Annotated in this window: 15 protein-coding genes; 3 read left to right on the plus strand and 12 right to left on the minus strand. The window is 71.5% G+C overall.

Annotation, left to right across the window (positions count from 1 at the left end; all coding sequences use genetic code 11):
* Positions 1–18 precede the first annotated feature (18 nt).
* Positions 19–1,038 (plus strand): LacI family DNA-binding transcriptional regulator, encoded by a 1,020-nt coding sequence (locus tag ABIQ69_RS13120; RefSeq protein ID WP_350347566.1) that lies wholly within the window; start codon positions 19–21, stop codon positions 1,036–1,038.
* Here ABIQ69_RS13120 and ABIQ69_RS13125 read toward each other — a convergent pair.
* Positions 1,028–5,047, minus strand: a complete 4,020-nt coding sequence (locus ABIQ69_RS13125) for a glycosyl hydrolase (protein ID WP_350347567.1) — start codon at positions 5,045–5,047, stop codon at positions 1,028–1,030. The two genes, ABIQ69_RS13120 and ABIQ69_RS13125, sit on opposite strands and share 11 nt — an antisense overlap.
* 211 nt (positions 5,048–5,258) lie before the next feature.
* Here ABIQ69_RS13125 and ABIQ69_RS13130 point away from each other — a divergent pair, with 211 nt between their 5' ends.
* A complete protein-coding gene (locus ABIQ69_RS13130) occupies positions 5,259–6,491 on the plus strand; it encodes an MFS transporter (protein ID WP_350347568.1) in 1,233 nt (410 codons plus the stop codon).
* Entirely contained in the window at positions 6,488–7,933 is a 1,446-nt protein-coding gene (locus ABIQ69_RS13135) for an L-fucose/L-arabinose isomerase family protein (RefSeq protein ID WP_350347569.1), read from the plus strand. Before ABIQ69_RS13130 ends, ABIQ69_RS13135 begins: the two co-directional genes overlap by 4 nt.
* Positions 7,934–8,034: 101 nt before the next feature.
* Here the strand turns inward: ABIQ69_RS13135 and ABIQ69_RS13140 are convergent, their stop codons facing one another.
* The 11 genes from ABIQ69_RS13140 to ABIQ69_RS13190 form a co-directional block, all read right to left on the minus strand.
* Complete coding sequence (locus tag ABIQ69_RS13140) at positions 8,035–8,718, minus strand: glycerophosphodiester phosphodiesterase family protein (protein WP_350347570.1); 684 nt, start codon at positions 8,716–8,718, stop codon at positions 8,035–8,037.
* Complete coding sequence (locus ABIQ69_RS13145) at positions 8,715–9,500, minus strand: DeoR/GlpR family DNA-binding transcription regulator (RefSeq protein WP_350347571.1); 786 nt, start codon at positions 9,498–9,500, stop codon at positions 8,715–8,717. Before ABIQ69_RS13145 ends, ABIQ69_RS13140 begins: the two co-directional genes overlap by 4 nt.
* A gap of 28 nt (positions 9,501–9,528) precedes the next feature.
* Entirely contained in the window at positions 9,529–10,908 is a 1,380-nt protein-coding gene (locus ABIQ69_RS13150; RefSeq protein WP_350347572.1) for a hypothetical protein, read from the minus strand.
* Positions 10,909–10,993: 85 nt separating this feature from the next.
* Positions 10,994–12,547, minus strand: a complete 1,554-nt coding sequence (locus tag ABIQ69_RS13155) for a metallophosphoesterase (RefSeq protein ID WP_350347573.1) — start codon at positions 12,545–12,547, stop codon at positions 10,994–10,996.
* Positions 12,544–13,371 carry a carbohydrate ABC transporter permease gene (locus ABIQ69_RS13160; protein WP_350347574.1) on the minus strand — a complete coding sequence of 276 codons (828 nt, stop codon included), beginning with the start codon at positions 13,369–13,371 and terminating at the stop codon, positions 12,544–12,546. The genes ABIQ69_RS13155 and ABIQ69_RS13160 overlap by 4 nt, the downstream gene beginning before the upstream one ends.
* A complete protein-coding gene (locus tag ABIQ69_RS13165; protein WP_350347575.1) occupies positions 13,371–14,330 on the minus strand; it encodes a sugar ABC transporter permease in 960 nt (319 codons plus the stop codon). The genes ABIQ69_RS13160 and ABIQ69_RS13165 overlap by 1 nt, the downstream gene beginning before the upstream one ends.
* The gene (locus tag ABIQ69_RS13170; protein ID WP_350347576.1) at positions 14,327–15,601 is read right to left on the minus strand and encodes an extracellular solute-binding protein; all 1,275 of its coding nucleotides are present in this window, start codon (positions 15,599–15,601) and stop codon (positions 14,327–14,329) included. Before ABIQ69_RS13170 ends, ABIQ69_RS13165 begins: the two co-directional genes overlap by 4 nt.
* A 40-nt stretch (positions 15,602–15,641) precedes the next feature.
* A complete protein-coding gene (locus ABIQ69_RS13175) occupies positions 15,642–18,548 on the minus strand; it encodes a family 78 glycoside hydrolase catalytic domain (protein WP_350347577.1) in 2,907 nt (968 codons plus the stop codon).
* Positions 18,549–18,689: 141 nt separating this feature from the next.
* A complete protein-coding gene (locus ABIQ69_RS13180; RefSeq protein ID WP_350347578.1) occupies positions 18,690–19,598 on the minus strand; it encodes an inositol monophosphatase family protein in 909 nt (302 codons plus the stop codon).
* Between the two features lie 2 nt (positions 19,599–19,600).
* A complete protein-coding gene (locus ABIQ69_RS13185; protein WP_350347579.1) occupies positions 19,601–20,329 on the minus strand; it encodes a DUF47 family protein in 729 nt (242 codons plus the stop codon).
* Positions 20,224–21,192, minus strand: coding sequence for an inorganic phosphate transporter (locus ABIQ69_RS13190; protein ID WP_350347580.1), 969 nt, complete (start codon positions 21,190–21,192; stop codon positions 20,224–20,226). The genes ABIQ69_RS13185 and ABIQ69_RS13190 overlap by 106 nt, the downstream gene beginning before the upstream one ends.
* Between the last annotated feature and the right edge of the window lie 141 nt (positions 21,193–21,333).

Raw genomic sequence — 21,333 nt, forward strand, 5'->3', positions numbered from 1 at the left:
ACCGGGAGGAGCAGTTCCGTGGGCCGCAGCGACGACATCGGATTCGCGGCCGTCGCACGGCTCGCCGGCGTCTCGCCCGGAACCGTCTCCAACACGCTGAACCGGCCCGAGAAGGTGGCCGCCGCCACCCGCGAGCGCGTCCTCGCGGCCATCGAGGCGCTCGAGTTCGTGCCCAATCGCGCCGCCTCCGCCCTCCGCCTCGGCAGCAGCAAGCTCATCGGCCTCGTCGTGCCCGAGACGACCAACCCCTTCTACGCGGCCATCGCGAGCGCCGTCAGCGAGGAGGCGGCCCGGCTCGGCTACCTCATGGCGCTCTGCGTCAGTCACGACGATCCCGACCTCGAGCTGGCGAGCTTCAACGCGCTCGCGGAGCAGCGGGCCGCCGGCGTGCTCGTCGTGCCGCTCAGCGCCGACCGCGACCGGCTCCGCCGACTCCGGATGGTCGGCGCCCGACTCGTGCTCGTCGACCGGACCGCAGACCCCGAGGAGGGTTGCTCGGTCGCCGTCGACGACGTGCGGGGCGGGCGGCTCGCCGTCGAGCATCTCGTCGACAGCGGCTGCAGCTCCATCGTCGTGGTCAACGGCGACCTCGACATCCCGCAGTGCGCCGACCGCAGCGCGGGCGCGCACGCCGCCGCCGCGGCGGCCGGTGTGCAGCTCCGCGAGGTCGTCGTCGAGAGGATGACCGTCGAGGCGGGCGCCCAGGCGGGTGCCGCGCTGGCGTCCGACCCGCCCATGGGCGTCTTCTGCGCGAACGACCAGCTGGCGGTCGGCGTCATCACGGCGCTCACGGACGCCGGTGTCCGCGTCCCCGAGGACGTCGCGGTGGTGGGCTACGGCGATCTCGAGATCGCCGACATCGGACGGGTGCCGCTCACCACGGTGGAGCAGCCCAAGGCCCGCGTCGGCCGTGCCGCCGTCGACGCCCTCGCGGCCGAGCTCTCGACCGACGCCGAGCAGCACGAGCACGTCGCCGCCGTCTTCGCGCCGCGCCTCGTCGTCCGCCGGTCGGCGCCCGGCCGGCGACTCAGCTCGTGACGAGGGTCACCGGACCGATGAGCCCCGAGCCGAGCTGCTCCGGGAACGCCCACGCGGTCGGCGTCGACTCGGCGAGGAATGGCGCCAACGTCGTGTACACCGTGACCGACACCTCCAGCTCCCCGCGGCGATCGCCGAGCTCTACCCGGTAGGGCGCGCAGAACAGGTCGGCCACGACCTCGCCGTCGACCTCCACGCGCACGCTCCCCTGCACGCGGCCGAGTTCGAGCGCGGCCGCAGGTGCGTCGCCGGCTACCTCGATCCGCGCGGTGTACCGTACCCCGCCCGACCACGATCCGAGACCGATGTCCCGCCAGTCGCCGAGTTCGATCGGGGCAGGCGCCGTCCGCACCCTCACCGGCCCGGCGAGCGCCGACCCGCCGCGTGCGAACACCGTCTCCGCGGTGCGCACGAGCACCGTCCCCGGTGCGTCGAGCGGCCGCTCGATGGCGATCCGACCGGCGCTGACGGGGACCTCCGCGCCGTCCACCCACACGCGCGCGGGCAGCCGGAGCGGGATCTCGATCTCGGTCGATCCCGCCGGAACTGTGAACCGCAGCACCTGCGCGGCCGGGACGACATCGTCGGTCGTACGGAACCCCGGAACGCCGGTGCCGAGCACGGGTTCGCCCCTGAGCCACCCGACGTCCGGGAGCGGGTGAGCGCGCAGGACGGCGTGCGTCGACGCCGGCTCGTCCCAGTGCCCGAGGTGCTCGACCGACTCGCCGCTGCGGCCGTCCGCCTCGACCTGCCAGCCGGGCCCGCTCACCAGCGCCACTGCGCCGTCGGAGGTCGTCGCCACGAGATCGACGAGGACGACGTCGTCGACGCGGGTGCTCTCGAGCTCCACCTCGACGCGATGCCGACCCGCCCCGAGCAGCCCGGTGACGTCATGGGCGAAGTACGCCGGCGTCGCGCCCCATGTCTCCTCGTAGTACTCCACCTTCGCCTGGCGCGCCACGACGGCTCCGTCGACCGAGATCGTCGCGCCGACCGCCGCGCCCACGATGAGCCTCGCCGCTCGCGCGTCTTCAGGCAGCTCGATCTCCGCCGTGAATCGCGCGGATCCGTCGGGCCGCAGGCGCTCGGGAAGCCGCATGAAGACCGGCCGCTCGCCGAAGTCGCCGGCCGGGGCGAGCGTGAACCAGCTCTCCAGCACCTCGTCGGCGTTCGCGACGGCCCGTCGATTGCGGCTCGCGCCCAGGCGGTATTCGAGTACGTTCGTCGGGTCGGTCACCGACACGACGGCACGGGCGGTGTTCGCGGATGTCGCGGCGACGAGCTCCCCGTTCCACCAGACCTGCTTGTCAGCCCCGGCACCGACGACCAATTCGACCTCGCCGCGGAGCCCGGTCTCCACGATCGTGCGCACGAGCGCGACCTCGCCGGCTCCGCCCGCCGGCAGCCGGACGAACCCCTCGGGGACGATGCCCTTGTTGCCGAGCGTGCCGCGGCCGAGGTCGGCGGCGCCGCGGCTGGTCGAATGAACGCGCCGCGTCCAATCGGCTCCGGCGAGCGCGCGGTCCCCTGCGAGGACCGCGGCGACCTCGGTCGCGGAGAGCGGGCCGGGCGCGTGCTCCACCGGGACCGGGCCGAGCGTGCGGACGCGTTCGCCGAACGTCGCCCTGACCCGGAGCCACCCGCCGTCGTCGAACTCGTCGCCGCCCGCCCCGCGCTCCTGCCAGTCGAACGACCAGATCTGCAGCGCCGCTACGTCCGTGCCCACCGGCAGCGCGAAATCCCCCCACGTGTTGTCGAGGGTGGGGCGCAGCTCACCGGTCCACGGCACGTCGACCGGGACGCGGCGTTCCCGGCCGCGCTCGGGTACGACGGGTGCGAGGTCGACCGCCGGGGAACGATCGCTCCCGTGGTCGGCCCCGCCCCCGCCGTCGGCCTCCCGCCAGACGAGGATGACGGCCGGGGCGCCTCCGGTCCCGAACGAGATCGTGCTGACGTCGCCGTCGGACTCCACTCGCGGCCTGCTCCGCACACCGGTCGCGGGGTCGAGCACCATGGCCTCGTCCACCCGCGCCCGGACCGTCACTCGGCGGTCGCGGGCATAGCGGCCCGGATCGAGCGGCGCCCGTCCGCGGGCCGCGCCCGGGTCCGTCCCGCCCTTGGGCTCGCTCGCCCCGGGGAACGCCCCGGTCACGAGCGCGGCGCCGTCTCGGCCGGAGCGACGCACGAGCAGCGGGACATCCGCCTCGGCATGCCCGCGCAGCTCGTTCAGGGACCGAGCGGCGGCAGCCGCGTCCGCCTGTCGCTCCAGACGCGCATGCCGTACGAGCGCCGCGACCACCGCATCGTCGCCGCCGCGGCCGGCGGCGAACTGGGGGTCGGCGCCGACGACGATCACGCGTCCACCCGCGTCGAGCAGCTCGAGGAGACGGCGCGCCGTCGGCTCCTCGAGCACGGTCGCCCCGGGGAGCACGACCGCTCGATACCGCTGCGCGGAGACCCGGACGGCCGCACCGTCGAGCGGTTCCCGCGTGAGCGAGTCGTCGTCGATCACATCGAACGCGACGCGCTCGCGATCGAGCGCTCCGATCCGGGGATGGAACCAGTTGGTGCTGCCGACGAGCGCCAGGTAATGCTCCTGCGCCGCGTCGAGGTCGGAGTACGCCGCACCGCCGAGGATCCCGTCGCCGAAGTGGTCGACCGGCAGATCGAGGGTGAGTCCGGCCTGCGCCGTCGCCGTCGGATGCAGCACGGCGACCTCGGCGTCGTACACGCCCCACGACATGATCGAGGCGATCCGGGCGACGGCCCGCGAGAACGCCGGGTACTGCTCCCAGTACGGCTGGCGCCAGTCGGTCGACGGGGGCGCCCACTCGAACCAGCCGCCCGCCGTGCCGAAGTACGTCGCATGCGGGTTGTAGAGGTTCGCGCCGCTCCGGAGGAGCGGCAGGAGCCAGTCGTAGGTGTCGGCCAGGGTGCCGCCCCAGCCGCTCGAGTGGAACGACTCCATCCAGACCCGCGGATGGTCGTACAGGTGGGCGATCGAGGAATGGATCTTGGCATCGCCCTCGTGGTCGCTGCCGACCGCGCCGTACCAGCGGTGCGTGCGGATGTAGTCGGTGTAGAGCTGCGTCGCCTGGGTCGGGTACCCGGCACGAGCGGGATTGGCCTGATCGGCGCCGATGAGCATTCCCCGCTCCTCGTGCCAGCGGGCGAGGGGACGGAAGAACGCCTCCTCGGCGAGCGCCGCGCGCACGGCGTGGTAGTCGCCGCGGATCTTCCGCGCCTCGGTGGAGGCACCCTCGAAGAGCGACGGCAGATGATCGAGGAGGTCGTATCCGCGGCGGGACCGGAACTCCTCGGCGAACCGGTCGGTCCAGGCGTTCGCGGCCGGCGCCTCGTCCTGGAAGCTGCCCGCGATGGCCCGGCCGAGGTGCTCTGGCACCCGTCGGTCGTACTCGCCGTGGACGAGGTCGATGATGCGGGCCACGGCGTCGGGTGCGAGGTAGTCGAACGCGGTGGGCGCGCTCACGACGACTCGGACGACCTCGCCGTCCCGGCCGGTGACCGCGCCGTCGGCGGCGCTGTCCAGCCGCCGCCCGCGGGGGTCGAACGCGCCGACCAGCGCTTCGCCGCCGTGGAGGGGAACCCGCCCATCGGCGACGGCCGCCTCACGGAAGCGGAGCGAGCGGCCGGCCGCATCGGGGTGCACGCTCGTGATCTGCCCCTGGAGGTTCGCGCCCGAGAACCCGATCTGGTCGTAGAACCAGACCCGAAGGTCGCGCTCCGCGGCGATCTCGCAGGTCAGGCGGAACCGGTCCCACCACGTCTCGCTGAACCAGGGCGGATCGTCGGCGAGGGCGCCGAACAGCGGCCCGGCGGGTGCGAGGTTGATGACGACCAGGTTGTGGATTCCGCCCTCGTCGAACCGCTCGAGCTGCCACGCGAGCCGGTCCTCCGTCACGGCGGCCCCGGACCACCACCAGAGCGGCGTCGGCCCGAATCGTCGCGGCGGAGCGTCGAACAGCGCGTCCAGCTGTGGGGAGATCATCGGTTCGCGTTCCTCCTCGAACGGCGTAACGACCGGTTGTAAAATCGATTTAATCCAGCTATCGTCACGCTACGTCATTGCGGCGCCGGTTGTCCACGACGCCATCCGAACGCACGACCCAAGCGAAAGACAGAGCTGTCACGTGAGTACTCCAACCCCCCAGAGACAACGCATCCCCGGCCGATACTGGCGCCTCGCCGCCCTCTCCGGGATGGCCTCCTACCTCGACTCGGGCATCATCGTCTCGGTCGGGGTCTCCCTCGCCATCTGGGGCGAGCACTTCGACATGTCGGTGTGGATGCTGGGCTCCATCAGCGCCATCCTCACCGCCTCCATCGCGATCGGATCGCTCGTCGGCGGCCGCCTCGCCGACCTGTTCGGTCGCAAGCTCGTCTACGGCGTCGACATCGCCGTCTACGCCGTCGGCACGCTGCTCATCGTGTTCGCACCCGACGCGACCGTGCTCCTCATCGGCGTCCTCATCGCCGGACTCGCGGCCGGAGCCGACCTGCCCACGTCGCTCGCCGTCGTCTCCGACTCCGTGCCGGTGTGGGCTCGGGGTCGCCTCATCGGCTTCACCCAGGTCATGTGGACGATCGGCATCGCGGTCGTGACGGTTCTCGGCATCGTCACCTCCACGCTCGGCTACTTCGGCACGCAGCTGATCGTGGGCCATCTCGCGATCGCGGCCATCGTCACCTGGGCCCTCCGCTCGCGACTGAAGCTCGAGGACCATCGCGACGACGCGAGCGGACTCGAGGCCGACCGCGCCGACCTCGAGTCGGACCGCCCCGAACTCGAGCGCGCCCCGCTCGCCGACCTCCTCCGGCCGGCGACGCTCTGGCCGCTCCTCACCACCTTCGCCTACTACGTCTTCTGGGGCATCGCCGCGAACACCTTCGGCCAGTTCGGCACCTACTTCCTCGTGACGGTCAGTGGTGCGAGCCAGACGGTCGCGACCGTCATGAACTTCGCGTTCCTCCCGCTCGCGATCGTCCTCGGACTCGTGTTCGTGCGCTTCGCCGATACCGTGTGGCGCGACCGGCTCTTCGTCGCGGCCGCGATCCTGCAGATCCTGGCCTTCGCCGTCGGGGCCGTCTCCGCGGGCTCCAGCCTCGTCGCCATGGTGGTGTTCTTCGCGCTCTACAACATCGCGTACAACTTCGCCGGGGAGGCGAACTACAAGGTGTGGTCGCAGCTGCTCTTCCGTCAGGACGTCCGCGGCACGGCGCAGGGGGTGAGCTACGCCGTGGCGCGCGGCGTCTTCGCCCTCGTCGCCCTGTTCACGCCGGCGCTGCTCGCCTGGAGCCCCGAGGTGCTGCTCTGGGGCCTCGTCGCGTGCCTCGTCGTCTCCACGCTCATGGGCATCGTCATCACTCGACGGCAGATCCCGGCCCACGAACGCACCGCGCCGCGTCCGGCGCTGGAGGGCGAGCGCCGATGAGTATCCCCGCACCGGCCTCCGTCGACCGGCTGCTGCCGCCGAAGACGAGACGGAAACCCAGGATCGGCCTCGTCGCAGGCGGACTCGGCACGTACTGGCCGCAGTTCCCCGGCCTGTTGCCGCAGCTGCACGCCTCGGCGGCGTACGTGTCGGAGCGGTTCCAGGCGATGGACGCGGAGGTCACCGACGTCGGTTTCATCTCCGACGCCCAGGAGGGGGCCGCCGCGGCCGAGCAGCTGCGACGCGCCGACTGCGATCTCATCGTGCTCTTCCTGACGACCTATCTCACGAGCTCGATGGTGCTGCCCATCGCTCAGCGGGCGAACACCCCCGTGCTGGTGATCGACCTGCAGCCCACGGAGAAGATGGATCACGCCGCCTTCGACACCGGCGCCTGGCTCGCGTACTGCGGCCAGTGCCCGGTTCCGGAGGTGGGCAACGTCTTCCGGCGGGCCGGCATCCCCTTCCGCTCCGTCTCGGGCTGGCTCCGCCAGGAATCGGCCTGGGAGCGCATCGGTCAGTGGATCCGGGCGGCACACGTGCGGGCGGCGCTGCGACACGCTCGACACGGGTTGATGGGCCACCTGTACCCGGGCATGCTCGACGTCTCGACGGATCTCACCCTGCTTCCGGCCACGTTCGGTTCACACGTCGAGGTGCTCGAGTTCGACGACCTCCGGGTGCGGGTCGAGGAGGTGACCGACGAGCAGACCCGAGAACGGATGGCCCTCGCCCGCGAGATCTTCACCCTCGACGACAGCGTCGTGGAGGAGGACTTCGCGTGGGGCGCGCGGGTCTCGGTGGGTCTGGACCGCCTCGTCGAGGAGTTCGAGCTGGACTCGCTGGCGTACTATCACCGCGGTCTCGCCGGCGAGCAGCACGAACGCCTCGGCGCGGGCATGATCCTCGGGGCCTCGCTGCTGACCGCCCGAGGCATCCCGGCGACCGGCGAGTTCGAACTGCGGACCACCGTCGCCCAGCTCGCCACGCAGGTCGTGGGGGCGGGCGGATCGTTCTGCGAGATCCAGGCGCTGAACTTCGAGGACGGCGTCGTCGAGATGGGCCACGACGGTCCCGCCCATCTGGCGGTCTCGAGTCGCGATCCGCTGCTGCGCGGTCTCGGCGTCTACCACGGCAAGCGCGGCTGGGGCGTCTCGGTGGAGTTCGACGTGCAGCACGGCCCAGTGACCCTCCTCGGACTCGGGCAGGACCGCGACGGCTCCCTGGTCTTCGTCGCCTCCGAGGGCACCGTGGTGCCCGGCCCGCTGCTCGAGATCGGCAACACCACGAGCCGCGTCGACTTCGGACGCGATCCCGGCGAATGGGTCGACGCCTGGTCGGCGACCGGAGTCGGGCACCACTGGTCGCTGTCGGTCGGCGCCCGGGCCGCGGAGTACCGGGCGGCGGCATCGCTGCTCGGAATCGAGTTCCGGCAGGTCTGACCTCAGGCCCATCGAGCACTGCCAGCCGACTGCAGCCGCCGGCTTCCCCGCCCTCGGGCGGCGGAGCCGGCGGCTGCAGGCGTCGCGGTGCTGCCGGCCCGTCAGGCCGGTCGGAGCGCCGCGCGGGCGGCGACGGCACCAGCGGGGTCATCCGTCGTCAACCCGGCGAAGCCCTCGTCGGCCGCCCGGCGCACCGACGCCACGTCGTTGCACGGCCAGACGTAGACCGGCCGGCCGGCGATGACCGGTGCGGCCGCGACGTCCCAGTGCAGGTACAGCTGGTCGACGCCGAGCTCCTCGGCCAGGTCGGGCTTGCCCGGCTCGTTCCTGCCGCAGATGAGCCCCACCCGCCACGTGCGGTCGCCGGTGAGCGCTGGCGCGATCGCCTCGGGGAGGAAGCTCGTGATGACGATCGCTCCCCCGCGGTCTCCGCGCTCGCGCACGGCGTCGAGCACGGCGGCCGTGGCCGCCGCGGCCTTCACCTCGATCTGGAATGCGGTGTCGGGGAACCGGTCGAGGACCTCGTCGAGCTGCGGCACCCGCTCGCCGAGGCCGGCGTCGAGGACGGCGATCTCGGCCCAGGTGTGCGCGGACACGGGACCGGACCCGTCGGTGGTGCGATCGAGCGTCTCATCATGGATCACGACGAGATACCCGTCGACGGACAGGTGGACGTCGAGCTCGATCTCGTCGACGCCGGCGTCGACCGCGGCCTGGAACGAGCGCATGGTGTTCTCGGGTGCCACCGCGAGCGCTCCGCGATGACCCGTGATCCGCAGCGTCATGCGGTCTGCCTCGCGGCGACGTGCACGTCGACGTTCTCGGCGATCCGCTCCACGACGTCCGCGGGTGCGGCATCGTCGATGATCACCCGGCCGAAGGCCGAGGTCGGCGCGAGCCGGTAGAGGGCGGTGCGCGCGAGCTTGCTCGCATCCATCAGCAGCACGGACAGCGTCGCGGCACTCATCATGGGCCGCTTCACCTGTACGATCGCCTGCTCCTGATGGAACGTCATCTCGGGCGTCATCGCCGAGGTGCTGAGGAAGGCGACATCCACGTTCAGCGCCGAGACGGCGTCTTCGGCGCCGACGCCGAGGAACGAGTCGTGGGTGCGCGAGTAGTCGCCGCCGAGCGCGATCAGCTGGATGTCCTGCTTGTCGTGGAGCAGATCGATCACGCGACGGAAGTTCGTGACCACCGTCAGCGGTCCGATCTGCGGGAGCAGCTCGGCCACGGAGTAGGCGGTCGTCGAGTCATCGAGCAGCACCGACATGCCGGGCTCGACGAGGGTGACGGCCTCGCGGGCGATGGCCTCCTTCGCCGTCGTGTTCACGCGCATCCGGAACTCGGAGCTCGATTCGAAGACGGTGGACGGCAGCGCGGAGACGCCGCCGTGGAACTTCCGCACGAGGCCTCGGTCGACGAGCGCGTCGATATCGCGGTGGATCGTCATGAGCGACACGCCCGTCAGCGAAGCGAGCTCGGCACTCGAAGCCGTTCCCGCCTGCAGCACGTGCTCGAGCACACGGGTCAGGCGCTTGTCTCGGGGAGCTCTGCCGGCGGGCATGGCTTCATCCTCTCAGGTCGGAACACGGTCAGGCCGATGCGACGGCGATCTTTCCCCACGGCGACGTCGCGCCGGTCTCCGTCACGATGCGCACGAACATCTCGGGCAGCGTGCCTGTGCCGTACCGTGTGAGCGTCTGGCGGCAGCCGCCGCTCCCGTGCGACGTCAGCGCGCCGACGTCGAGGAGGTACCCGCTCGCCGAGGCCGAGGCGGGTCGGTCCGCGAGCGCTGCGAACGCGGCAGAGGAGAAGTAGTACGAGCCGGGGTCGCGGAGCGCGGCCAGCTGGGTGAGGCCGGAGGGCGGCATGCGGTGGCGCCCGCGCTGCTCGGTGAGGGGGTGCGGCTGCATCGGCTGGAGCTGCTGCCCGGTGAACGCGTCGGCGCCGAGGTCGGGGAACGCGTACACCTTCGATCGGCGACGGCCCTGCTCCCCCGTCACCACACCGGCGAAGAGCGTCTTGCGCCCCGTGAGCTTGTCCTTGTGCAGGAAGATCGACTCGGGCTCACGGAAGTTCCCTCGGTACCCGCCCTCCGGGTCCTCTCCGAACACCCGGGTCACCCGGGTCTTGACCTGGCCGTCGGTGAAGGAGAACCGGGTGATCTCGCTCGGGTAGGTGGCCGAGTTGGTGTCGCCGGAGTACCAGTACGCATCCGTGCCGTCGACGGCGAAGCCCTGCATGTGCACGAGGTCGCCCGGGATCTGGATCGTGACGCCGATCGGCGCGTCGACGCCCGCCACGACGTCGTCGATGCGCCGCAGCTGGAGGCGCTGCCCCGCGGTGTCGCTGATCCGGAATCCGACGGTGCCGTTCTGCGGGTCGAGCACCGGCGTCACGTACGACGTGGTGAAGGAGGACAGCGTCTCGATCTCGGGATGCGTCGACGGGACGGTCTCGCCCGGCAGGTACGGCAGCCGCACGAGCCGGTTGCCCGTGATGGTGTTGCCGGCGTCCACATGGTTCCAGTTCGTCCACACGTACGGCCGGCCGTCGATCCGCTGGATGCCGACGGTTGTGCCGTGCCCGGCGGAGGTGAGGATCATGTGGTCGAGGAGCTGGCCGGTGTGGCTGAGCCGGCTGAGCGCGAACGACTCGGAGTTCCCGGTGGCCGGAGGGATCGCCTGCGTCGCCCAGATCTCGCCGGTGTCCTCGTCGACGCCGAACCATTGCAGCACCGTCAGCCGCGGGAGCTGGAGCAGGGTCTGGAACACCGGCCGCACGAGCGTGAAGTCGTAGTCGGCGGGATCGGCCCCCGCGATCGCGCGCACCGCGGATGCCGCGACGGGCGCGGTCGCCGCCGCCGCGGGTGCCGCGGCGGCCGGCGCGACGACCGACCCGGCGACGGTGCCGAGGCCGGCGAGCGCCGGGAGGGTGGTCAGGCCTATGAACTCTTTGCGGGTGAAGGACATGTCAGCTCCTTGCTCAGCAGTCGGACGGATCGGTTGGTGGAGCGGGATAGTGGATGAGCGGAAGCCGGCCGCGGTGCGTCGGCCCTCAGCGCTCGCGTGCCAGCGGATGGACGAGCGTGACGACGACGTTCCGGTCGGCGTCCGCGCCGAGTGCGCCCGGCCGGCCGGCGCCGCGCCAGAGCTCGTTGGCGGCGAGCTCGTGATGCAACCGGGCGAGCTCCGCGGGCGTATCGAGACCCGGCCGCTCGCCGACGGCGGCGTGGTGCATCGTGGTCGTGATCCGGATGCTGCGCGGCAGTTCCTCGATCTCGATCTCCCGCACCTGGCAGGGCCAGTCGGCGATCGCGGCGGTGGTGATCTCGACGACGCCCGACCCGCCGGGGCGCGGGTGGATCCGCACCTGGTTGCCGTGGTGGTGGCCGTTGAGCCATGCGACGGTGTTGCGGCGCCGCAGGAGGAGGTCGACGATCGCGTCCGGATCGGCGATCTCGTCGGCGCACATCCGGTAGTCGTTCGCGAGGAACCCGCTGCCGTGGTGCGTGACGAGCACGGCGAGCCGCCCGTCCTCGTCGGCCGCGGAGAGCGCATCGTCGACCCAGGCGAGTTGCTCGCGGGCGAGCATGCCGTCCCACATCCCGCGGTGGTTGTTCGTGTCGAACGCCACCAGGCGGAACCGGTCGCCGAGATCGGCCACGTAGCGGCCGTGCCGTTCCGCGTCCGGCGACGACGCGAGCCCATGCCCGGCGACCGGACCGGCCCGGTCGTCGCGATGGGCGACGGCGAACTCCCTCGGGCCGAGCAGCGCCCGGGCCTCGTCCGCGGCGATGGTCGCGGCCGGGCCTGCGTAGACGGCGTGCGGTCCGGTCAGGTATTCGTCCAGTCCGGCGTGAGCGTGCGGATCGCCGGCGAGCGGTTTGCGCGCGCCCCGGGCGATGCCGTCGAAGTCGTCGCCGAGGCGGGCGGTGCCGAGCACCAGCACGTCGTGGTTCCCGCGCACGGCGACCCACGGCGTCTCGAGCCCGCCGCTCGCGTGGGTGGCCGCCGCCTCGGCGAGGAGCCCCGGGATCACCGGGAGTCCGAAGCGCTCGCTGTACGCGTTGCCCGGCCGCTCGGGCTGCCAGACCCGCTGCACGGGCCACTCCGACGAGAGCGGACTCGCGTCCGGGTCGCCGAGCAGCGGGTCGACGCGCCCGCCGCGCATCGCGGCGAGGTAGCTGCGCACCTCGTTGCGTTGCGCGTTGTCGACCGCGTCGCCGGTCTGCACGACGAGGTCGACCCCGAGGGCGTCGAGCGTCTCGAGCGCCGCCGTCACCGCGCGGGTGGCGAGCAGCTCCTGCGGGCGGAACGCGTAGGGCACCGGGCCCGACCACCGCGCGGGATCGACGAAGTCGAGCCGCAGCGGCGACGCGACGTCGGCGAGGTGCAGATCGGTCAGGTGGCCGAGCCGCACCCGTGCGAGGGGTTCGGCCGCGTCGGGCCGGCCGCCCCGCGGCAGATGCGGTTCGCCTGGCCCTTCGGCCAACCGGCGGAAAGGCGCCTCGACGCCAGCGGCGAGCACCTCGCCGGGCACCAGCGTGCGCTGCACGGTGCTCGTCACGGGCGTCGCGGTCGACGCGAGCGACACCGGGCGGCGGGTCATCCCTTCAGCCCGCTCGCGAAGCCGTGGATGACGTAGCGCTGCAGCAGCAGGAACAGCACCAGCACGGGCAGCGACGCGAGGATGATGCCGGCGGCCACCAGCCCGTAGTCGGACGTGTACTCGTTCACGAAGGAGTACACCCGGACCGGGATGGTCTCGAACCCCGAGTTGCCGAGGTAGAGCAGCGGGGTGAAGAAGTCGTTCCACACCGACACGACGTTCAGGATGATCACGGTCCCCGTGACCGGGCGGAGCAACGGGAAGAGAACCCGCCAGAACGCCTGCCAGTGATTGGCGCCGTCGATCAGCGCGGCACCCACGTAGTCGTCGGGCAGGGCGCGGACGAAACCCGTGTAGAGGAAGACGGTCAACGGCATGTGCACGCCCCAGTAGAAGAGGATGACGCCGAGGTGCGTGCCCGTGAGCTCGAGGACGACCATCGCCCGGTACAGCGGGATCATCGCGAGCTGGAACGGCAGGATGATGCCGGCGACCATCGCCATGTACGCCCAATAGCTCATCCGGGTCGCTCGCCGGGCCAGCACGTACCCGGCGAGGGAGCCGAACAGCACGAGCCCGCCGACGCTCGCGACCGTGATGATGAGGCTGTTGACCGTCGCCGGGATGAGCCTGGCCGACTCGATCGCGCGCCCGAAGTTGTCGAAGTTCAGCGTCGACGGCAGCCCGAGCGGATTCGTGACGATCTCCGCCGCGTCCTTGAACCCCATCGTCAGGAGCGCGTACACCGGGAAGAGGAACGCGACGGCCGCCGCGATGAGGCCGATCTCCAGCAGCAGGGTGCGGAACGTGTAGCGCTTGGTCATCAGTCGACCTCCCTGCGGCGCATGATGCGCAGCTGGGTGAACGCCACGATGGAGACGCCGATCGTGAGCAGGACGGCGATGGCGGCGCTGTAGCCGAAGTTGCCGTAGATGAAGGCCTCCTTGTAGATGATCGTCGAGAGCGTCTCGGTGGCGTAGCCCGGACCGCCGCCGGTCGTCGTGAGCACCTGGGTGAACAGCGTCAGCGCCCCCGTGAGCGAGAGCAGGACGTTGATCGTCATGGCAGGGGCCAGCTGCGGGATCGTGATGTGCCGGAAGCGCTGCATGGGCGTCGCCCCGTCGACCATGGCGGCTTCGTAGAGCTCCTCCGGGATGCCCGTGAGCCCGGCGAGGAAGATGACCATCGAGTAGCCCGCCGCCTGCCAGATCACGATGATCGCGATCGACCACAGGGCCATCTCCGGATCTCCGAGCCAGTCCTGCTGCAGCCAGTCGAGCCCGAGAGCGCCGAGCACCCCGTTGATGCCGGCGTCGGGTCGCGGGTTGTAGATGTACTTCCAGACGAACGAGATCATGACCGCGCTCACGACCATGGGAGCGAAGAAGATCGTGCGGAGCGCGAACCGGCTCTTCACCCGGCTGTGCACGCCGAGGGCCAGCAGCAGACCAATGACGTTCTGCACGATCACGATGACGACCGTCAGCAGCAGCGTGTTTCGGATGGAGCCGAGCGCCTGCTTGTCGCTGAACACGTCGATGAAGTTCTGGAACCAGACGATGTGCTCGATCTCGCCGAGGCCGGACCAGTCGGTGAACGCGACGCCCAGTCCGGTGAAGGTCGGCACCGCCACGATCGCGGCGAACATGAGGAACGCCGGCAGCGCGAACCACCAGGGCGGCGACGTGTGGATGCGGGGCCGCCGCCGCCGGGGCGACGGCACCCGGGGTGCGGCGGCGACCTCGGGCGCCGCCGCACTCTCGAGCGTGGACGAGGACGTCACTGCGCGAAGGCCTCGTCCATCTGGGCGAGCGCTCCCTCGGGCGTGGTCTGCCCGCCGAGCATCTCCTGGATGGCCGCAAACATGGCCGGCTGCACTTCGGCGTTCGGCCAGGTCTGGTCGGGGAACGGCGCCGTCTCGCCGGCGTCGAAGTACTCGGCGAACGGGGTCAGGAGCGGGCTCAGCTCGTCGGACGGGGCGAAGGGGATCGAGTTCATGGCGGTGGCCATCTCGACGATGTTCTCCTCTTCGCCGAGGAAGGCGATGAAGTCCTTCGCGAGCTCGGGGTCAGCGGCCTGCGTGGTCACGCCGAGTCCGACGACGGTGCCGCCGGGGATCCAGTTGCGCGCCTCGTCGTCGGTGGCCGGCAGCGGGAAGTAGCCGAGCTTCTCCCCCATCACGTCCTGATACCCCTCCAGCGTCGCCGAGACCATGACGGCCATCGCCGCGGTCCCGTCGCCGAGCGCCTGCACCATCTGGTCGCTCGTCGTCCCGTTCGGGTTCTCGTTGAAGAACCCGCGCGCCTGCCAGTCGGCGTAGGTCGAGAAGGCGTCGAGCCAGCCCGACTCGACGAAGGTCGTCTCGCCGTCGATCATCTGCTGGCCGAAGTCCGGGTCCTCGGAATAGACCATGCCCGGCACCAGGGCGTACGGGATCAGCTGGGTGATCCACGGGGTGTTCGTCCCGAGCGCCAGCGGTGTGACACCTGCGGCCTTCACCTGCTCGGCCACGGCCTCGAACTCGCTCATGGTGGTCGGCACCTCGAGGCCGAGCTGTTCGAAGAGCTCGGTGTTGTAGACGACGCCGAGGACGCTCGCCCCCGGCGAGTACACGTAGACGCCGTCCTCGTAGGTGAACGCGCCCTGGAAGCCCTCGGGGACGGTCGAGGTCCACTCCTGGTCACTGAGGTCCTCGAGCATGCCCGCCTCGGCGAGCTGCGCCATCGACATGGCGCTGCCGTTGCCCGGGTACACCGCAACGATGTCGGGCGCGTTGCCGCCGGCGAGCTGGGTCCGGACGGAGGTCTGCAGCTCCTGGTTGGGGGCGAAGGAGGCCGTGACGGTGACCCCGGGGTTCGCCTCCTCGTATTCCTCGATGAGCGCCTCCAGCGCCGTCTGCTGACTGCCGGAGGCGATGATCGTGAGCGTGCGCTCGCCATCACCGGCTCCGGACGGCCCGTTGGTGCTGCAGGCCGTGAGCAGCAGTCCCGCGGCGGCCGTTGCGGCGAGCACGGTCGCGCGGCGATACCCGCGGCGAGAACGAGATTCGGACATGGGGGTTCCTTTCGATCGGCCGATGACCCGCGGTTCGGGTTCAGGCGGTGGGGATGCGTTGGACGGAGGGGCGGAGACCGGGTGCGAACTCGAGGTCGACGCCCGCCGGGGCGACGACCTCGACGTCGAGGCCGCCGTCGTCGGCTCGCGCCCACGAGACGGACAGCTCGCCGCCCGCAGGCAGCGGGACCCGGCCGCGCGCCCAGTCGAGGTCGCCGGCGAACGGGTCGATGCGCACCCGCGCGAATCCGGGCTCCAGTGGCTGGATGCCGAGCACGCGCTCCGGCAGGAATGAGGCGGGGGCCGCCGACCAGGCGTGGCAATGGGAGCGGGTCACGCGGTCGACGTTCGACATGGTCGAGCCTGGATAGGTCTCCCAGCAGGTGACCGCGCCCTGCTCGAGCATCATCCCGTACTTCTCCCGGAGGTCGGCGACCGCCAGGTCGGTGCGGCCGCGGCCCGCGAGGACGTCGTAGAGGAAGATCGCGAGCCACGGGCTCGCGATCCGCACCCACCCGGCCGGGGGCTCGACGACGAGGTCCTGGAGCCGGTCGAGCCGGTCCGCATCGCCGGCGCCCGCGAGGAGCGCGAACAGCTGCGTCTGCTGGCTGAACCCGTTCGACCGGGTGCCGTCGACCGCGATGGAGTCGAGGTACGCGCCCGCGCCGTCGTCCCAGAGTTCCCGCACGACGATCGCCCGCTGCTCCTCCGCGCGCGCCGTCAGTCGCTCGGCCGATCCGGCGTCGCCGAGCGCGGCGGCCAGGGCCGCCGCGGCGTCCCAGGCCATGACGAAGAGCATGTTCTGGTGTCCCACGACGCCGCTGTTGTCGTGGTCGAGTTTGGCCCAGTCGAGGAAGTTCCAGGCGTCGATGCTGAGCAGTCCGCGCTCGTCGCGGTACGCGTCGAAGGCGTCCAGCGTGCGGGTGACCGCTGGCAGCAGCTCCGCGGCGAAGGCGGCGTCGCCGGTGCGGAACCAGTGGTCGCGTACCGCGATGACCCAGAGGAACGTCCAGTTCGGGATGACGTTGGTCCAGCCCGACGGCACCTGTGAGGTGAGCAGCGGGGTCTGGGCCTCCGAGCCGGCGACCAGTCGGAGGCAGCGCTCGATCAGCGCATCGGCGTCGAACATCGCCGATGCGAATCGGGAGGAGGAGTAGCTGTCGCCCACCCAGAACGCCTGCTCGTAGATGGGACAGTCCACGAAGGTGTCCTCCATGCAGGTGATGAGCGTCCGCCGCGAGAGCTCCCAGGCATCGACGAGCAGCCGGTCGCTGGCCTCGAACCGGCCGGTCCGCGACACCGGGTAGTGGGCGGCGACGACGCCGATCTCGTGCACGAGCACTGGGGCAGAGGCATCCCGGACGGTCAGCTGCACGTACCGCGCGCCGTGCCGCACCTCGCTGCGGTAGCGCTGGCGACCCTCGCGAGTCGTGTAGCGGAGCGTGTTGTCGCAGCCGATCGTGTCCTCGCGCCATCCTTCGTGGAGGTACTCGAACCCGTAGACGTCGACGACGGCTCCCTCCGGCGCGGTGAGCTCGAACTCGTAGTAGCCGGAGACCTCCTCGCCGAGGTCGAACACGACCTCGGCGTCGAGGCCCTCGCGATGCGGCAGCCACGCGGCCTGCGCCGAGCAGAGGGCGCTCAGCGAGCGGGGCGGCAGGACCGTCGAGCGCGACCTCGGATGCACGTTGTCGCCGTACACGCTCGCGGGGCTGACGTGGGCGGCGGCGATGGCGCGCACCGGCTCCTCACCCGGACCGGGGGTCGCTCCGCCCGACACGAGCTCGCTCGCACGCGCTCGGGAACCCGCCGGCAACGGCGGAGCCTCGACGGGAGGATGCGCCAGCGCGCGAGCCGGATCCGCCTCGGCGACGGCGACGGTCCACGCGACGAAGGGGGTCTCGGACTGGTGGGCGCTCGGGGCCCGGACGACCAGGTTGCCTCCGTCGGCGCTCAGCTGGAGGTTCAGCGGGTAGCCGTGGTCGGTGAGACTGGTCTCGATGAGCAGCAGATGCGTCCCGGCGTCGAGGTCGAGCCGTGTGGAGCGGCCGAGGGCCGGGTCGTGGTCGAGGTCGTCGCGCTCGCTCCACCGACCATCGACGCCGATAGCGGTGACTCGGACGTGCGAGCGGGCGAAGGGCAGGGAGATCTCGAGCGTCGCCGCCGCGTCGAGCTGAATCTCGGTGGCCACGTAGCCCGCATAGGCGACGACGTCGGCATGGTGCTCGGTCTCCGGGACGAAGTGGTTGCGTGCGTCGATCGTGGCACCGAAGTCGTGCCGCGTCGTGAACGCGAGGCTTTCGACGGAGGCGGGCCGCACCGTCCGCTCCTCGAGCGCAGGGATGTCGCGCGGAGCCAGGGCGCCCCAGGGCGCCGTCCCCTCGGGCCCGAGCACCTCGACGGGCGTCCACCCGGCGCCGGGGCGGAAGTCCGCCTCGTGCCATCCGGGCTCCCAGCGACCGTCGACCACCTCGGTGAAGGCGAGCTGGGGCGACATGCGACTGGAGCGCGGCTCCTGGCCGCGGTGTGCCGTCGAGAGCCAGCGGCCGTCGCTCACGAGGAGCGCTCCGGCTCCGTCCGCTTCGACGGCGAGCAGGAGTCCTCCGCGCGATCGGCGGTGCGAGAACGTCGGCACACCGAAGTGCCGCACGAGGACGGCGACCGTGTTAGGGCCGTCCTCGACGAGCAGGTGCCCGATCTCCCAGGTGTCGACGCGGTACTGTCCGACGTACCCGCGGACGGGTCCGTCGCCGACGCGGTGTCCGTTCACCCACACGGTGTACCGCGAGTCGCCGGTGATCCGGAGGCGGGCCGTCGGGTCCGAGCCGATGAACTCGGCACGGAAGCAGCGCCACGCGTTGCGCGGGCTCTCCTCGTCGGCATGCCAGATCCATCGTGCGGTCGCGGGGAACAGGTCCCCGGACCGGTGAGCGACGGGCGATTCCACGGAAGCTACCTCTTTCTGCCAGACGGCAGCGGGCCGGAACCGCTCCGGGCCGCACTGACCGAGCATGATGAGACTAACTGAACGGGGAGAAAAAGCACAAGGAATTCGTGATGAACATCTTTTGTGATGTGATTTCTACCGTTAATTCGACGTTTCGCCAGCGACGCCGAGGCGGGCCAGGACGGCAGCGTCGAGCGGCGCGACGACGTCGGCGAGCTCCGCGGCGATCCCCGGCGCCGCCGCGGTGACCAGCCGGCTCCCGTCCGCCGCCGGCTCCGTCGCCGAGACCGCGGCACCGGCCTCCTCGGCGATCAGCACCCCCGCGGCGTAGTCCCACGGATTCAGCCACCGTTCGACGTAGCCGTCGAGACGCCCCGTCGCCACCGCGCACAGGTCCAGTGCCGCTGCGCCGATCCGCCGCAGATCGCGCACGCGCGGCAGGAGTTCGGCCGTCATGGCGCCCTGCGCACGCCGTCGCTCGGGCAGGTACGAGAAGCCGGTGCCGACGAGCGCGAGGGAGAGCTCTCCCGCCGCACTCGCCCGGACGGGACGACCGTCGAGGAAGGCTCCACCGCCGCGGGACGCGCTCCAGATCTCACCGGTCGCCGGATTCGCGACGGCACCGGCGAGGAGCCCGCCGTCGAAGGGGTCGGATCCCGACATCACCGCGATGGACACCGCATAGGCCGGGATGCCGTACAGGAAGTTCACCGTGCCGTCGATGGGGTCCACCACCCAGGTCAGCCCGCTGGCACCCGCGCTCGAGCCCGACTCCTCGCCGATGAAGCCGTCGTCCGGCCTGAGCTCTGCGAGCGCGGCGCGGATGAACGCCTCCGACGCCTGATCGACCGCGGTCACGACATCGACGAGCGAGGACTTCGTCGCAGCGACCGACACACCCGCCTGGCGCTCATCGGCCACGAGCCGGCTCGCCCGTCGCGCGAGATCGGCGGCGAGCGCTCGCAACTCCGGGGGGCCTCCGGCCGCCGTCATCCCGTCCATCGCCGTCACTGCTTGTCCGTCCATCGTCGCCTCTCGTTCACTCGTCACCGTCACGCCCCTCGCTTCACGGCACCGTCGGCGATGGCGTCGGCCGCCTCGCCGAGCCGCAGCCCGATTCCGTCGACCCGGCGCAGGAGCTCCCGCCGCTCGAGCGCCCGCGCATCGCTGCCCGCACCCTCGAGGAGTTCGGCCATCGCCCGCTGGAACCGGCGCCGGACGTCGTTCTTCTTCGCCTGCAGCGCGGCCTCGCGCAGGCGCGTGGTATCTGCACCCAGCTCCCCGACGGCCTCGCCGAGACGCGGGACGGCCGCGGCGACGCCGGCGAAGACCGTCGCGAGCACGGGGTCGGGCGGCATCCGGTAGAGGTCGTACTCGCGGACGAGGTCGCGCACCGTGTCGAGGACGTCGTCGATGGACCGCGACAGACGGAACAAGTCCTCCCGGTCGATCGGCGTGATGAATGCCCGCGAGATCGCTTCGACGACCGCACCGCGCGCATCGTCGCCGTCGTGTTCGATGCGGCGCAGCCGGCGCCTCGCGGCCTCGGGCTCGAGCTCGCCCCGCAGCATCCGGGCGGTGACCTCGACCCCCCGATCGAGCGCGGCGACCTGCTCGGAGAGCCGTCGGACGAGCTCGCGGTCGGTCCGAGACCCGAGCGCGGAAGGCAGGAGCCTCAGACCGCGACGGCGCCCACGATCAGCCCGGCCGCGAACCCGGCCAGCAGCGTCGCCGGCACCGTCGCCACCCAGGCGTTGCCGAGTCTGGCGGCGTTCTCCCATCTGATCCTCCTCATTCCCGATGACATCCCGATGCCGATGAGCGAACCGCTCACGACCTGCGACATCCCGGCCGGCACCCCGAGCGCCGACCCGCCGAACATGACGGCCGCGGTGGCCAGCTCGCTCGTCGCCGCCGCGTCGGGGCGCACCGCCAGCACCCCGCGGTTGACGGTGGCCGCCATCCGGCGGACGCCGAACGCGGCACCGGCGGCGAACACCACGCCGGCGACCGCGAGCTGCAGGGGCACGATCTCGGCCCGCTCGCCGACCGTGTCCATCGCCACGGCCATGACGGCGAGGATCTTCTGGCCGTCCGCGGCGCCGAAGGCCATCGCGAGCGCGGCGAACGCGAGCACATGGACGCCACCGGCGACGTCGCGCACGGCCCAGCGCGTCCGCCACGGGCGCAGGCCCAGCCGGAGCAGCAGTGCGGCGATCACGCCGAGCAGGGGCGCGAGCAGGAGCCCGGCGGCCACCTCGGCGAGGCGCGGCCACGACACGTCGGTGCCCGCGCCGAGCCCGACGCCGGTCATCGCCGCGAGCAGGGCGAGGGTCATGCTCGTGGGAAGGCCTCGCCACGACAGCACGGCCGCGACGAGCATCGCCGACACCACGGCCGCGACGAGGAGCCACCGCCCCGCCTCGCCGTCGAGCGTCACGAGCTCGGCGGCGATCGTCGTCGCCACCCCGGTTCCGAGCAGGACCGGGGCGATGGCGACGGCCGCGCCGAGTGCGAGGACGGCCAGCCAGACCGGCGTGTTCGACGCGGTCAGTCCGATGGAGACCAGCACGCTTCCCGCGTTGCTGCCGTAGACGAACGCGAAGAGCGACGCGACGAGGAAGAGCGCCAGACCCGCGCTCACGGCCGGGCCCCGACGTCGCCCGGGGCGCTTCCGCGCTCGCTGCTTCGATGCATCCGGGGATACTAACATCTATGACGTTCTAATTATCGTCTTTGATGATATGGTCGGTCGGACACGGCATCCGGCCGACGAGAAGGGCAT

The sequence above is a fragment of the Agromyces sp. G08B096 genome (genome assembly GCF_040267705.1).
Taxonomy (GTDB): Bacteria; Actinomycetota; Actinomycetes; order Actinomycetales; family Microbacteriaceae; genus Agromyces.